Origin of the sequence: Arcicella sp. LKC2W, assembly GCF_034931005.1 — a bacterium.
Taxonomy (GTDB): Bacteria; Bacteroidota; Bacteroidia; order Cytophagales; family Spirosomataceae; genus Arcicella.
Genome location: NZ_JAYGIN010000012.1, coordinates 15,386 through 29,451, shown reverse-complemented (window position 1 = coordinate 29,451; position 14,066 = coordinate 15,386). Strand labels below are relative to the sequence as shown.

Below are 14,066 nucleotides of genomic sequence, written 5' to 3'. Positions count from 1 at the left end.
TTTAGGGAATGTTTGATTTGCAAAGTTACAGAAAATCTCTGGATTTTGAGAATTAGCTCAGCGGATTCAGCAGTAGGGCATAATTAAAATGGAATGCAAATAGATTTGGTATTGAGAAATTCATCTTTGAAAACATTATTTTTGTTTTTTTTAGAAAAGATAGTATCGCTACGCAACTCAATAAATCAAACGTTCGTACTTGTTAAATACATTGATAGCTTTAACGTTTGAGAAATATTTTTTCGCAGCAATGCCATCAAAATGCCCATTACCATAGACCGAAATCATACACTCAAAGACCTGCTTGACGGATGCCTAATTGGTAATCCCAAGTGTCAGGAATTGCTTTATAAGCAGTTCTATGGCTATGCTATGAGTGTTTGTTTACGCTATACACGCACTCACGACGAAGCTATCGAGATTGTAAATGATGGGTTTATAAAGATTTTTAATAATGCTGACAAGGTAGATTTAACAAAGTCTTTTAAAAATTGGCTAAGGAAAATAATGGTAAATACGGCGTTGGATTATTATCGACACAATCATAAACATTATAATCATGACGATATACAGGAAGGCGAGTATCATTTGACCGACAATACGGATGCTTCATCTGATGTATCCTATGAAGAACTCTTAGGATTTGTTCAAAAACTATCGCCTGCTTACCGAACTGTTTTTAGCTTATTTGCTATTGATGGTTATTCGCACGAAGAAATCGCTGAAATGTTGAGTATTTCAGTTGGAACATCTAAGTCAAACTTGGCAAGAGCCAGAATAAATCTAAGAGAAATTTTAAGTAAAGTTTAATTGTATGCTTCGTATTAGGTACTTTTTACTCTACCACAAATCACTCAATTATCATTCAGTATCACTAATAACAATTGTCAGACGACAATTATCAACAAAATGTCAGATAAGTGGTGGGATATACCCGATGATGAACTGGACGACCTTTTCAGAGAAGCCTCTGATAAGGTAGAAATCCCGTTTGATTCGTCGGCATTCGACAAACTGAGACATAAAATTGACAATCAACCCGAAGTTGTTACTCCCAAAAGTATTACCAAAAGGAGATTGTTGCCGCTTGCCCTTCTATTATTAGTTGGGGTGGGAATGGTATATTATTTTGTGAATAGAAAAACTGAAATAAACACGCCTAACCACACAATTACAAACAATATCAATAATCAGTCAAATAAATTATCGTCTGAATCTTCTGAAAAAAATAAAGAAGATAAGAAAAATCTATCTTCAGCAACTACTGAAAATAAAAATATTGAATCCTCAAAAAATCGCAATACTTCAAACTTAAAACAAGGTAATGAGAAGAATACGCAGTCATCTCAGACGAAAGTGAATAATAATGATAGTGATTTATTAGAAAAGAATTTAGCAATAAAAGAAGAGACTACGACTCAAAATGACAAACAATTACAAATATTTACAGAAAATAGGAATACCGAAAAAATCAAAACTTCGTCAGAAACGAAATCTGTAAAAACAGTAAAAGAAGAAACTTCAACGATGGATAATTTAACGAACAGTCCAGTATTTTCTTCAAAATCAATCGAAAGTTATTCTGAAACAGAAAATGTAAAAAACAATTTCAAGAATCAGGGAAAAGCTAAAAACAAGCAAGAATCATCTCATAAAAACCAATTTCATAAGTTAATTACCTCAAATAAAAGTGAAAATATTGGTCTTGAAACCCTTAACATAATTCCTCAAAAAACTGAAATAGAAGAAGTGTTTACTCGAACAAATTTCTTCGGAATTGATGATTTAGCGAGCAAAAAAACCAAATCACTTTTGACAGCTTTACCAATTGACTTACCACCTTTTATTGATAGTCTTCCCAGACCAAAACCAACACCCAAGATGGCTCGTTTTGGAGTAAGATTAGCTCTATCTCCTGATATTAACTCTATTGAAAAGTTAGAGACATCGGCATTAAGCAGCTCTTTGGGGCTTTTATTTGAATATCATCTTAGTAAAAAATGGATTTTGCAAACAGGTCTTACGTATTCGAGCAAAAAATATGGTGGAGAATTTGACTATTATCATAGTTGGGCAAATACTTGGCAAAAGTATCACCCATCAAAGCCTCTGGAAGTTGATGGAGGTTGCAAAATGATTGATATTCCACTGAATTTACGCTTTAATTCTTTTCAGCACGCTAAACAAACTTGGTTTGTAAGTGCTGGCATTTCGTCCTATCTAATGCTAAACGAATCATATACGTACAATTATAAATATGGGCCTCAAAAAACAGTTGATTGGCAGGAAAAAACCTCATATTATTGGAGTACCTTAAATCTATCAATTGGTTTAGAAAAACAACTAACCAAACATCTTACCATTCAGGCTGAACCCTATCTCAAAACACCACTAATAGGTGTTGGGCGTGGTTCTGTCAATTTGTATAGTAGTGGTATTTTATTTTCAACCAAGTATAGTTTCTAATTCACCCTCAAAATCATAGATTCTAAAGTCAATCCCGGTCCAAAAGCACAACTCAAAATGTTTTTACCTTTGTCTGAATCCGACGTATTTTTCAGAATTTCATTCAAGACAAATAGAACAGTACACGACGACATATTTCCATAATCTCTTAAAACTTCATACGCATATTTATTGTCCTCTTTGGTTATTTCCAAAGACGATTCTATCGCCTCTAAAATCGCTTTTCCTCCTGGGTGCATAGCGTACAAATCAATATCATCATTCGCTATTCCAGACTTATCCAATAACCTATCAATCAAAGACTTAATGCCATTTTTTACTAATTTAGGAATATAAGAAGTCAAGGTCATTTCAAAACCAAAATCTGCTACTTTCCAAGCCATATCTTGTTTTCCTTCAAAGTATAAATCACAAAAAAAAGAGCGTAATTCAAGGCTTTTCTCTTGACCTTTACTTTCAATCAAAACGGCAGCAGCACCGTCCGCAAAAAGAGCATTCGAAAGCAAAAAATCTTCATCCATTTTCTTCTGGAAATGAAGTGTACACAATTCAACACAAACTACCAAAACCTTCGCTTCGGGGTTAGCTTTACAAATAGTATCTGCCATTTTCAAGCCGTTAAAAGCACCATAACAACCCATAAAATTGATGGCGGTTCGTTGAATAGTTGTGTCTAAATTCAAGAATGCAATAATTTCAATATCTAAACCTGGAGCGTACATTCCTGTACAACTAACCGTGATGATATGGGTAATTCCTTGATGGGTAATATCTTGATTGAGGTTTGTAATTGCCTTCAAACATAGCGGTAAAGCAAACGTTTGATAAGCAATCATTCGCTGAGAAATGGTTGGAAATGGCTCTAAATCTGGGCTTTGTGGATAAAATTGATATTCAGAATAAGGCTTTCCATAATCAGTCAAAACCGAATGCCGTTGAGCAATTTTTGTAGTTCGGTACAATGCTTTGAGTTTTCGTTGGTTGTATTCGTCCATTTGCAAAGCAGAAGCCATAAACTCAGCAATTTGCATTTGGGGGAAACAATTTTCGGGAACAGCCGTGCCGATGGCAGTGATAAAACTCATTTTAGCTTTGGATTGGATGAAGTTATTAGGTAAATGTAGATGATAACCTAAACACCTAACAACATTTAATATACGAAGTAACAACGACTATTGTTTGAATATTGTCAGTTAAATGTCAAATACGGATATTTTTTTAGAGATTTATCAATTCTACAAAACATAAGAATCTGATAATAAACTCCTTACCAATGAACCATTTTCTAATTACCAATAACTAATTACCTTTCCCTAAATATCTTAAAGTTTTATCAACCAATCGTCCGTGAGTAGCTTCTAAAATGACAAATTGAGTAGGTTTGATGCGTTTTGAAAGTGGTAAAACTTTATGAATAGGCATCACTTTATCGTATTTTCCCATAAAAATCTTTACCTCAATATGCTGTAAATTAATCAGATTGGCAATTTTTTTTATGTCAAACCTTAACTGATAAAATCCAATCCAAGCCTGATAAAGTTGCTTTTGTTTTTGGGGAGTATCGACCATCATTTTGGCAAATTTCAAGACACTTTCATGTACCAAACCTACTTTTACTAACATTTCAGCAGGAGTGTAAAGTTTATGATTATGTTTTAATACTGTATGAAAAATCTTGCGTGAAAAGCCAAATCGAGTTGCTAAAGTATAGACAGGGTCTTCAGAAACGCCATCGGGGGCTAATAGGTAAAGTTCTTTTATTCTCTCTGAAAAAAATTCAACGGTTGCTAAGGCAAATCGTCCACCCATACTAAAAGCGATAACTGAGAAATGACTGATTTCATTTTCTTGTAGGAAATCAGTCATGAAATTTTCCCAAACCTCCTTCGTAATCATGCTATTTTCAGTACCTTCATTTTTTCCATGAAAAGGCAAATCAAACAAATAGGTAGTGTATTGATTTTCAAAGGTTTCGGCAAATTTCAGGAAACACGAAAAATCCTGCCCCATTCCATGAAAGGCGAGCAGGATTTTTTGACCATTTCCTATTTTTTGATAGTGTAAGTTCATGGTGTAAGCCGATATTTCACATCGGACTGATGATATTTTATTCCGATGTAAAACATCGGCTTACATTTTAGTGTCCTGATTTTCCACCAGTAACCACTTCTTTGTCAAAGTCAATTCCTTGTTTACGAAGCACTCCTTGAACGATTATTCCAAAAACAAACAAATATGCAAAACAAGCTGCCGCTAATAAATATGAAGTCTGGATTCCGAATGAATCGGCAATTTTTCCTTGAACAACTGGAATAATTGAACCTCCCAAAATCATCATAATTAAAAATGCTGCTCCTTGATTGGTAAATTTACCCAAACCTGCCGTTCCCAATGAGAAAATACTTGGCCATAAAACCGAGCAGAATAATCCACCAGAAATCAAAGCAAATAAAGCAACTTTCCCTTCCGTCATTACGCCGATAATCGTCATAATTGCACCCAATGCCGTGAAAAGTAACAACAACCGAACGGGCTTTTCATTACTGGCAAAGTATGCTAAAATCAATACCGTAATACAAACTGCATACGGTAATAAATCGGTTACATCTCCACTATAAAGGGCATTTACCAACAAAACAATGGCAAAAGCTACAAAAGGTACGACAATGGTTAAAATCTTTTTCATTGAAGCTGAAGGATTGAAATTACTGATAGAAGCCGTCCAACGACCAATCATCATACTTCCCCAAAACAATGAAATATATTTAGAAATTTGAGACGAATCTAAGTTTTGAGTATGCTTCAAATATTCTCCCAAATTTGACCCAATCGTTACCTCCACTCCTACATAAACAAAGATGGCAGTCATACCCAAAATAGCTTGTGGATATTGTAAAACTGAACCTGCATTTTGAATTGCTCCAGACTTCGTAACAACTGCATAAACCAAGTAACCAATCATTAAAACAACCATTAAAATAAAGGTAAAAATGATAGCCGTTTCAATTGAAAAAGCAACTGCTACTCCTACACAAATTACCAAAAATGCCATCGGCAAACCAATTACAACATTACTCACTTGCACGTCTTCGTCATTCTTGATACGTGGTAAATTTGAACGCCAAAAGAATAAAGCCATCAAAGCAAATAATGCTCCCAAACATAAATAAGGCAATTTCACATCTTCAATTGAAGCATTGGCTGCGGCATCTTTTGAGATTGAACCAAAAATGGCATAAGATACCAAAGCAGGGCCAATTGTTCCACCTAAGTTATTAACAGCACCACCTAAATTGATGCGTTGAGCACCTGTTTCTGGAGGCCCTAAAGCAATCATAAATGGCTGTGTGGCAGTTTGTTGCAACGAAAACCCAAGTCCAACAATAAATAAACCAGCAAGTAATAAAGGATAAGAAGCCGTTTGAGCAGCAGGATAGAACAATAACGTTCCAATTGCCGAAATCAAAAGACCAATGACAATTCCATTTTTGTAACCAATTTTATTAAGAATATCCCCTCCCATAATTCGAGAGAAAATTAAATAAAGCACTGAACCAATAAAATATGCTGCATAAAAAGCAAAGTCAACCAATTGTGCTTGGGTCTGACTTAAAGCAAATTTTTCTTTGAATAAGGGTATTAATATTCCATTTGATGCAGCCACAAAACTCCAAAAAAACCAAACGGTCATTAAGGTGTACAGGGCTGATTGATTACTTTTTGTTGATTGTTGTGTCATGAAATTTAAAGTTTTGGGATAATTGATTAGAATTGAATCCAAATCTACTATTTTTCAAAGTAAAATTTGTGCTTCTTTGTATCTATAATGAATATATTTTTAGGTTTTTGGGTAAAAACCAAAGAAAATTCTCTTTTATAATCATAAAACAAGTAATAAATTACATATATGCCCTTAGAACAAACTTTTCGTTGGTTTGGGACGAAAGACCCAGTGCCATTAGCTCATATTCGTCAGGCAGGAGCAACAGGAATTGTAACCGCCCTTCACCACCTTCCAAACGGTGTTATTTGGGGTATTGATGAGATACAAAATCGTAAGGCTGAAATTGAAGCGGCAGGTTTAAAGTTTTCGGTTGTGGAAAGTGTTCCTGTACACGAAGACATCAAAAAACGTTCGGGGAATTATCGTCAATATATTGACAATTATAAGCAATCACTTATCAATTTGGGAAAAGCTGGTATTGATACGGTTTGTTATAATTTCATGCCCGTTCTCGACTGGACTCGTACTGATTTGGACTACGCTTTACCAGACGGCTCAACAGCTCTTCGTTTTGATGCAACAGAATTTGCCGCTTTTGAAATCTATATTTTGAAAAGACCAAATGCCGAAGCCAATTATACCGAACCACAGTTAGCAAAAGCAAGCGAATGGTTTGCCAAAGCATCACAAGCTCAAAAAGATAAATTGATTCGTAATATCATTGCAGGCTTACCAGGAAGTGAAGAAAGTTTTACGGTAGAAGAATTTGCTCAAGTTTTGAAAACTTACGACGAAGTTGGCGACAAAGAATTGAGAAATAACTTGTATGACTTCCTTCGTGAAATTACACCAGTTGCTGAAGAAGCAGGAATTAATTTGGCGATTCACCCAGACGACCCTCCTTTTCCAATTTTGGGACTTCCACGAGTAGTAAGTACAGAGGCTGATGCACAACAAATTTTACAAGCCTATGAAAGTCCAAGTAACGGATTGTGTTTCTGTACAGGAAGTTATGGGGTACGTCCCGATAACGATTTAGTGGGCATGGTTGAACGCATGGGAAACAGAATCAATTTTGTGCATTTAAGAGCTACGAAAAGAGATATTGAAGGAAATTTCCACGAAGCTGACCACTTAGACGGTGATGTAGATATGTATGGCGTAATGAGAGCTTTGGTTTTGGAACAAAAAAGCAGAATTGAGGCAGGAAGAAAAGATTACCGTTTACCATTTCGCCCCGACCATGGACATAGAATGTTGGACGACCTTAATCCAGAAAAACGTACCAATCCAGGTTACACAGCCATTGGTCGCTTACGTGGATTAGCAGAATTAAGAGGTTTGGAATTGGGGATTTTGAGAGGTTTGTAATAGATAACTCATGGAACGCTGATGACGCAGATACTTCGTAACACTGATTTAAAGGTTTTTTTTAGAAGCCGTTTGAAAATAGAATTGAGAAAATGAGATTACACAGAGAACCACAAAGAAAAGAAGAGAACCACAGAGAAAACCTCTTGACTTTCTCTGTGGTTCTCTTTTTCAACTCTGTGGTTCTCTGTGTAATCTCATCGACGAATAAAAAGTCTCTTCTGAAACTAATTTAAAACAGCTTTTAGTGAATAATTTTATAAAATCCCTTAAATCTGCGTTGTTTTACATCTGCGTTATCGGCGTGCTATAAATTCTAAGTCTCATATCTTCCCTTTCAAAAAGTCAGCCGTATAATTTCCCTCAATTTTCACCATTGCTTCGGGTGTTCCTTCAAAGGTAATGAAACCTCCTTTATCTCCGCCTTCTGGGCCGATGTCGATAATATGGTCAGCCGATTTGATGACTTCCATGTTGTGTTCAATAATAATGACCGAATCGCCTTGTTCTACCAAAGCATTGATGGCTTTCAGGAGTTTTTTGATGTCGTGAAAATGTAAACCTGTCGTCGGTTCGTCAAAAATGAATAAGGTTTTCCCTTTATTCGGATTTCCTTTACCCAAGAAACTCGCCAATTTTACCCTTTGTGCTTCTCCTCCCGAAAGAGAGTTAGATGATTGCCCTAATTTCACATAACCCAAACCAACTTCTTGCAAGGGCAATAATTTTTCCACTAATTTAGGCTGGTCTTTTCTGAATAAATCAATGGCATCATCCACCGTCATATCCAAAATATCCGCAATGTCATTTTCGTGATACTTTACATCCAAAACCTCTTGTTTAAACCGTTTTCCTCCGCAAGATTCACATTTGAGCTTTACGTCCGCCATGAATTGCATTTCGATGGTTACAAAACCTTCACCCTGGCAAGTTTCGCAACGTCCACCCTCCACATTAAATGAAAAATGAGCGGGTTTATAGCCTCTTGATTTGGCAACAGGTTGTTCAGAATACAACAAACGAATTTGGTCATACGCCTTCACGTATGTAACTGGATTTGAGCGTGACGATTTCCCAATCGGATTTTGGTCAACCATTTCTACGGCTTCAATTTTGCCGATACTCCCCGTCATTTCCGTAAATTTCCCTGATTCATCGGTATAAGTTCCTAAATGTCTTCCGATGGCAGGATACAGAATTTTACGTACCAAAGTTGATTTCCCTGAGCCACTCACACCCGTAACAACCGTCAAAATTCCCAAAGGAAATTTCACTGAAACGTCTTTTAAATTATTTTCGTAAGCTCCTTTAATCTCAATAAAACTGGTTGATTTTCTACGGAATTTTGGCACATCAATTTTATCCGTTCCGTTCAAAAAGTTAATAGTATGAGAATTATGAGGTGAACGGGGTGCGTAACCTTGTGAATTGTGAATTGTGGCTTCTAACTCGGCATTTTCAAAACTTCCTTGAAAGACCAATTCTCCCCCATTTCTTCCTGCATCTGGCCCAATATCAATAATTTGGTCGGCAGCTCGCATGACTTCTTCTTCGTGTTCAACTACGATAACGGTATTTCCCATGTCTCGCAAAGATTCCAAAACCGAAACCAAACGTAAAGTATCTCTTGGATGCAAGCCAATGCTCGGTTCGTCCAAAATATACATTGAACCCACCAAAGCACTCCCCAAAGAAGTAGCCAATTTTATCCGTTGAAACTCCCCACCCGAAAGCGAAGATGCCAAACGATTGAGCGTTAAATAACCCAAACCAACTTTGTTCATGTATTCCAAGCGAGTTTCAATTTCTTGCAAAATTCTTTTAGAAACGCCGTATTGAAAATCAGGCAATTTCAAGTTTTCAAAGAAATTCATCACATCAGAAATGGGCAATAAAACCAATTCAATGATAGATTTTCCGCCTATTTTCACATAACCTGCATCTTGACGTAAGCGAGAACCTTTGCACTCAGGGCAGTTTGTACGCCCACGATAGCGAGAAAGCATTACCCGAAATTGAATTTTATGGGTTTCGGCTTCCAACATTTTGAAAAAAGTATCTAACCCAATAAAATATTCATTTCCAGTCCATAAAACTGCTTTTTGAACATCTGTCAATTCTTTATAAGGACGATGAATTGGGAAGTCAAACTTGGTAGCATTTTTAATAAGCGGAATCAAATACTCGCTCATTTTTTCGGTTCGCCAAGGAGCAATTGCCCCTTCGTAAACGGAAAGGCTTTTATCAGGAATGACCAAGTCAGGGTCAAGCCCCAAAATACGCCCGAAACCTTCGCAACGCTTACAAGCTCCATAAGGATTATTAAAGCTAAAAAGATTCAGCGATGGTTCTTCAAAAGGAATTCCGTCGGCCTCAAAGCGGTCGGAAAAGACTTTTGTTTCAGCCCCAACAATTTCTACAAAACAGATACCATCACCTTCAAAAAATGCCGTTTGGACAGAATCCGAAAGTCGAAACTGTGTTTCTTCATCTGGCTGACCGTCTGCTTCTTTTTTAACCGCCACACGGTCAATCAAGATTTTATAATTATTGGTGAATAGATTTATTGGTGGAAGATTCTTCAATTCTTCTTTATTATCAAGAAGTTCTTCCAAGAATTTTATTTCACCGTCAATAACAATTCTGGTATAACCTTTTTGTAACAAAACCTTCATTTCTTCCGCAAGGCTACGTTCTTGTTTCAGAAATAATGGAGACAAAATCATCACTCTTTGCGATTCTTCTAAAGTGAAAATAAAATCCACCACATCCGAAATCGTGTCTTTACTTACCTCTTTTCCAGAAATTGGCGAATATGTTATTCCAATTCGTGCGAAAAGCAGTTTTAGATAATCATAAATTTCGGTAGTTGTCCCAACCGTTGAACGAGGGTTTTTCGTCGAAACTTTTTGTTCAATGGCAATGGCAGGAGAAATCCCTTTGATGTAGTCAACATCGGGTTTTTCCATTCTTCCCAAAAATTGACGAGTGTATGAACTCAAACTTTCCACGTACATACGTTGTCCTTCCGCAAAGAGCGTATCAAAGGCCAAAGACGACTTTCCCGAACCCGATAAACCCGTGATTACCACCAATTTATTGCGTGGAATGGCAACATCAATATTTTTGAGATTATTTACTCTCGCCCCTTTGATAAGGATAAAACGCTTTGGGTCGAGGTCTTCTATGGAAGTATAATTTTGATTCTTGATTTCAGTAATGTTCATGAATTTAGGGGGTAGTGATTCGGTTTTAGGGTTCATAATTTAGCCCGATAAATCACTGATAAATGAATTTAACAAAGATAATAAATTTTGACTTTGTTTTCTCAGAAGAATGAGGGCTTACCACATTGAAATGTCCTTACCTTATTATGACACTTTTTCAGAAAAGAATGTTTCGTATCTTGCAAGAAATTATGAAATCATTCGTTAATTGAGAAATGTTTTAACGACTAATAATAACCAAAATCATGAAAAAACTATTTTTCTTTTTATTTCTATTAATCATCTCATACACAACAGCTTACGCCCAAGACCCAATCGTTATCAAACAAGATAGTTCTGTTAGAGACTTAGACGTAGAACAAGATGTACGTGAGTTACCTTTCCGTCAAAGACTTAAATTTGGTGGGGGCGTTGGCGGTTTACAGTTTGGTTCGCCTACTGTCATTAGCGTTTCACCAATGGCTGGTTATCAGGTAACAAATGATTTTATAGTCGGTTTAGCTCTTGATTATCAATATTACAGAGATAGTAGATTTAATTTTACACAGAATCAATATGGTCCGAGATTATTTGGTCAATACCGTCTTAATTTATTAGAAAACATCCTCTCTGGTTCATTTTTACAGGTTGAAGCTCAAAAATATTATTTCTCATCAAACGGACAATCAAGTAGTTATGACATACAAGCCTTAGCTGGTGGAGGAATAGGTTTTGGAGGATTCAACTTATCCGTTTTGTATAATTTAACTTATAAGGAAGGTTTTTCTCCTTATGGTAGTCCATTAGTTATCAGAGTTGGCGGATTCTTTTTCTAAGAACGATGTATAATAAATCGAATCCATTTGATAATCTTCGTCCAATGTTACTTTCGGTAACGGTCGGCATTCTCCAAGTGTTCATTTCGGTAGAAATTTTGATTATCCTCGTGATGCTTTACGCTTGGCAAAAAGATGCTATTTTATTTATCCAAAATAGTACAGATAAAGGGCTAATTATCTTGGTTATTGTTTTGATTTTGACGTATTTAGTAAAACGAAAAATTCATAAATTGTTGAAAAATTAGAGCAAGGAAGCCTTCGCTTTGAGCGAAGGCTTCCTTAAAATTCGGAAAATAACACAAAACTTTCATGCAAAAACTGCGTACTTCTATATCAATATTGTCCGCAATTATTTTATTAAATAGTTGTAATTCCGCCTTGCAGTCCTTCAAAAAAGGTCAGAAAAAATTTGATAATGGCGAATATGAATTGGCTATCAAAGAATTGCAAAAGGCTTCGGGAGCAGGATACGAATTGGGCAAAACCAATTATCTCATTGCAGAATCTTATCGTTTATCAAACCGCCCTTTGCAAGCAGGCGACTATTACGAAAAAGCATTGACAAGCAATAGTCGTGAAAATGATTTGCGTTATCATTTAGCCATGACTCAAAAAATGCAAGGCAAATACAAAGAAGCGGGCGAAAATTTAGAAAAATATCTTTCGGGAATACCAAGTAAAGAGTTAAAAAACAAAGCTCAAACTGAAATAGATTTATTGCCAGAAGTTGAAGAATTAGCCAATAAAAAAACCTACATTGAAGTAAAACCTTTGAGTTTAAACTCATCAGGAACGGAATTCGCCCCCATTCCACAAGGTAATGAATTGATTTTTACGGCTTCACGAAAAGACGTAATCTATAAAAATAACGGTTTGCCATTTTTGGGTTTGTATCGTGCTGCTTTAAATACGCCAACCGAAGCAGGTACACCAACGCTTTTTAGTGCAACCATTTTTAAAGACAATGCTAACGAAGGAACGCCAACGTTTTCAAAAGATGGAAAGATGATGGTTTTCGCTCGTGGAAATACAGGAAAACGCTCTGACGCTTCGCCTGACGTTGATTTGTATATTTCTCGAAATATTGATGGCGAATGGTCTGAACCCGAAATGGTTTCGGTTTCTGATTCTTTGGCTTGGGACGGTTGTCCATCTTTTTCTGCCGACAATAAAACCTTGTATTTTGGCTCAAATCGTGCGGGAGGAAAAGGAGGAATTGATATTTACCGAGCCAATATTGATAATGCAGGAAGATTCGGGCGTGCTATCAACATGGGGTCTGATATTAATACCGCTGGTGATGAAATGTTTCCGTATGTTTCTAAAGATGGAAAATTGTACTTTTCTTCTGACGGACACGCTGGCATTGGTGGTTTAGATTTATATTCAGCAACTCGTGTAAACGGTGAAATCAAAGTAGAACATTTGGGTATTCCTTTAAATTCTCGCTTTGATGATTTTGGTTTAGTAGCCATTGATTCAACAAAAGGATATTTTGCATCAAATCGTGACTCTGGCAAAGGTGACGATGATATTTATTACTATGAAAACACACAACCTGGCAAAAAGTACGAGAATGTACCGCCAGTAGTAGCCAAAAAAGAAGAGCCAAAAAAGAAAATTATTCGTTATTTCTTAGCAGGAAATATTACAGACATTAACAATAAAGCCCTCGACTCAGTAAAAGTTGCCATTTTGGATAATTCCACGAATCAAGCCATTGAAGAAGCTTATACAAAAGGCGAAGGAACATTTGGCAAAGTGAAAATGGAGGAAGAAAAAACGTACACCATTGTTACTGAAAAGAAAGGCTATTTTACCAAACGTGAACCATTTACGATGGTTGGAAAGTCGGTGTCTTTAGATAAATTAACTAAAGTCGAAACAGATACTGTTTTCTATGCAAGTATTAAAATGGAGAAACCAGAAGTAGGCAAAGAAATTACAAAAACGTTCAATATCGCTCCCATTTATTATAACTTAGATAAATCTGACATTAGAAGTGATGCGTCTTCGGAATTGGATAGAATTGTGCAAGTTTTAGTCGATAATCCAAACATAAAATTAGAATTAGGCTCACATACCGACTCAAGAGCAACAACTGAGTACAACTTAAAATTATCTCAAAGAAGAGCAGATTCGGCAGTTTCTTACATCATTTCCAAAGGAATTTCACCAGCTCGTATCGTGGCAAAAGGCTACGGAGAAAGCCAATTAGTAAATAAATGTGCCGACGGCGTTCCATGTTCAGAAGAAGAACACCAAGCCAACCGTCGTACAGAATTTAAAGTATTGGAAGTAAAGTAGGTCAAATTTCTAATCTGACATATTGTAAAGAATAAATTTTGACAAAATTTTTGATTTTAAATTTTAAACACTAAGTTTGCAACATCAAAACGACAAAATGACAACAAATTTCAAAAATACAGCATGGTGGTGGCAATTGACAAACGTCGGTTG

Annotated in this window: 10 protein-coding genes; 6 read left to right on the top strand and 4 right to left on the bottom strand. The window is 36.2% G+C overall.

What is annotated here, in order from left to right:
* Positions 1 to 261 precede the first annotated feature (261 nt).
* Entirely contained in the window at positions 262 to 810 is a 549-nt protein-coding gene (locus VB796_RS10985; protein ID WP_323346590.1) for a sigma-70 family RNA polymerase sigma factor, read from the top strand.
* A 99-nt stretch (positions 811 to 909) separates the two neighbouring features.
* Positions 910 to 2,466 (top strand): outer membrane beta-barrel protein, encoded by a 1,557-nt coding sequence (locus tag VB796_RS10980; protein WP_323346589.1) that lies wholly within the window; start codon positions 910 to 912, stop codon positions 2,464 to 2,466.
* Here the strand turns inward: VB796_RS10980 and VB796_RS10975 are convergent.
* From VB796_RS10975 to VB796_RS10965, 3 genes are all read right to left on the bottom strand, one after another.
* A complete protein-coding gene (locus VB796_RS10975) occupies positions 2,463 to 3,551 on the bottom strand; it encodes a type III polyketide synthase (protein ID WP_323346588.1) in 1,089 nt (362 codons plus the stop codon). The two genes, VB796_RS10980 and VB796_RS10975, sit on opposite strands and share 4 nt — an antisense overlap.
* A 214-nt stretch (positions 3,552 to 3,765) precedes the next feature.
* Complete coding sequence (locus tag VB796_RS10970; protein WP_323346587.1) at positions 3,766 to 4,536, bottom strand: alpha/beta hydrolase; 771 nt, start codon at positions 4,534 to 4,536, stop codon at positions 3,766 to 3,768.
* A gap of 67 nt (positions 4,537 to 4,603) precedes the next feature.
* On the bottom strand, positions 4,604 to 6,205 hold the full coding sequence (locus VB796_RS10965) for an MFS transporter (protein WP_323346586.1): 1,602 nt from the start codon (positions 6,203 to 6,205) through the stop codon (positions 4,604 to 4,606).
* Between the two features lie 168 nt (positions 6,206 to 6,373).
* Between VB796_RS10965 and uxuA the strand changes: the two genes are divergently transcribed.
* A complete protein-coding gene (uxuA, locus tag VB796_RS10960) occupies positions 6,374 to 7,561 on the top strand; it encodes a mannonate dehydratase (protein ID WP_323346585.1) in 1,188 nt (395 codons plus the stop codon).
* Between the two features lie 323 nt (positions 7,562 to 7,884).
* On the opposite strand, the gene uvrA is transcribed toward uxuA, so the two are convergent.
* Positions 7,885 to 10,788, bottom strand: a complete 2,904-nt coding sequence (gene uvrA, locus VB796_RS10955) for an excinuclease ABC subunit UvrA (protein WP_323346584.1) — start codon at positions 10,786 to 10,788, stop codon at positions 7,885 to 7,887.
* A gap of 245 nt (positions 10,789 to 11,033) precedes the next feature.
* Here uvrA and VB796_RS10950 point away from each other — a divergent pair, with 245 nt between their 5' ends.
* The 3 genes from VB796_RS10950 to VB796_RS10940 all read left to right on the top strand — a co-directional run bounded on the left by VB796_RS10950 (position 11,034) and on the right by VB796_RS10940 (position 13,913).
* Positions 11,034 to 11,603: a hypothetical protein gene (locus tag VB796_RS10950; RefSeq protein WP_323346583.1), complete on the top strand. Its 570-nt coding sequence runs from the start codon at positions 11,034 to 11,036 to the stop codon at positions 11,601 to 11,603.
* A gap of 5 nt (positions 11,604 to 11,608) precedes the next feature.
* Positions 11,609 to 11,851: a hypothetical protein gene (locus tag VB796_RS10945; protein ID WP_323346582.1), complete on the top strand. Its 243-nt coding sequence runs from the start codon at positions 11,609 to 11,611 to the stop codon at positions 11,849 to 11,851.
* A gap of 64 nt (positions 11,852 to 11,915) precedes the next feature.
* Entirely contained in the window at positions 11,916 to 13,913 is a 1,998-nt protein-coding gene (locus VB796_RS10940) for an OmpA family protein (RefSeq protein WP_323346581.1), read from the top strand.
* Positions 13,914 to 14,066: the final 153 nt, after the last annotated feature.

Bases quoted from the DNA above. Each gene is read 5' to 3' on its own strand.
- uxuA (WP_323346585.1), top strand. From the start codon at position 6,374: ATGCCCTTAGAACAAACTTTTCGTTGGTTTGGGACGAAAGACCCAGTG.
- VB796_RS10975 (WP_323346588.1), bottom strand. From the start codon at position 3,551: ATGAGTTTTATCACTGCCATCGGCACGGCTGTTCCCGAAAATTGTTTC.
- VB796_RS10965 (WP_323346586.1), bottom strand. From the start codon at position 6,205: ATGACACAACAATCAACAAAAAGTAATCAATCAGCCCTGTACACCTTA.
- VB796_RS10950 (WP_323346583.1), top strand. From the start codon at position 11,034: ATGAAAAAACTATTTTTCTTTTTATTTCTATTAATCATCTCATACACA.
- VB796_RS10980 (WP_323346589.1), top strand. From the start codon at position 910: ATGTCAGATAAGTGGTGGGATATACCCGATGATGAACTGGACGACCTT.
- VB796_RS10945 (WP_323346582.1), top strand. From the start codon at position 11,609: ATGTATAATAAATCGAATCCATTTGATAATCTTCGTCCAATGTTACTT.
- VB796_RS10985 (WP_323346590.1), top strand. From the start codon at position 262: ATGCCCATTACCATAGACCGAAATCATACACTCAAAGACCTGCTTGAC.
- uvrA (WP_323346584.1), bottom strand. From the start codon at position 10,788: ATGAACATTACTGAAATCAAGAATCAAAATTATACTTCCATAGAAGAC.
- VB796_RS10940 (WP_323346581.1), top strand. From the start codon at position 11,916: ATGCAAAAACTGCGTACTTCTATATCAATATTGTCCGCAATTATTTTA.
- VB796_RS10970 (WP_323346587.1), bottom strand. From the start codon at position 4,536: ATGAACTTACACTATCAAAAAATAGGAAATGGTCAAAAAATCCTGCTC.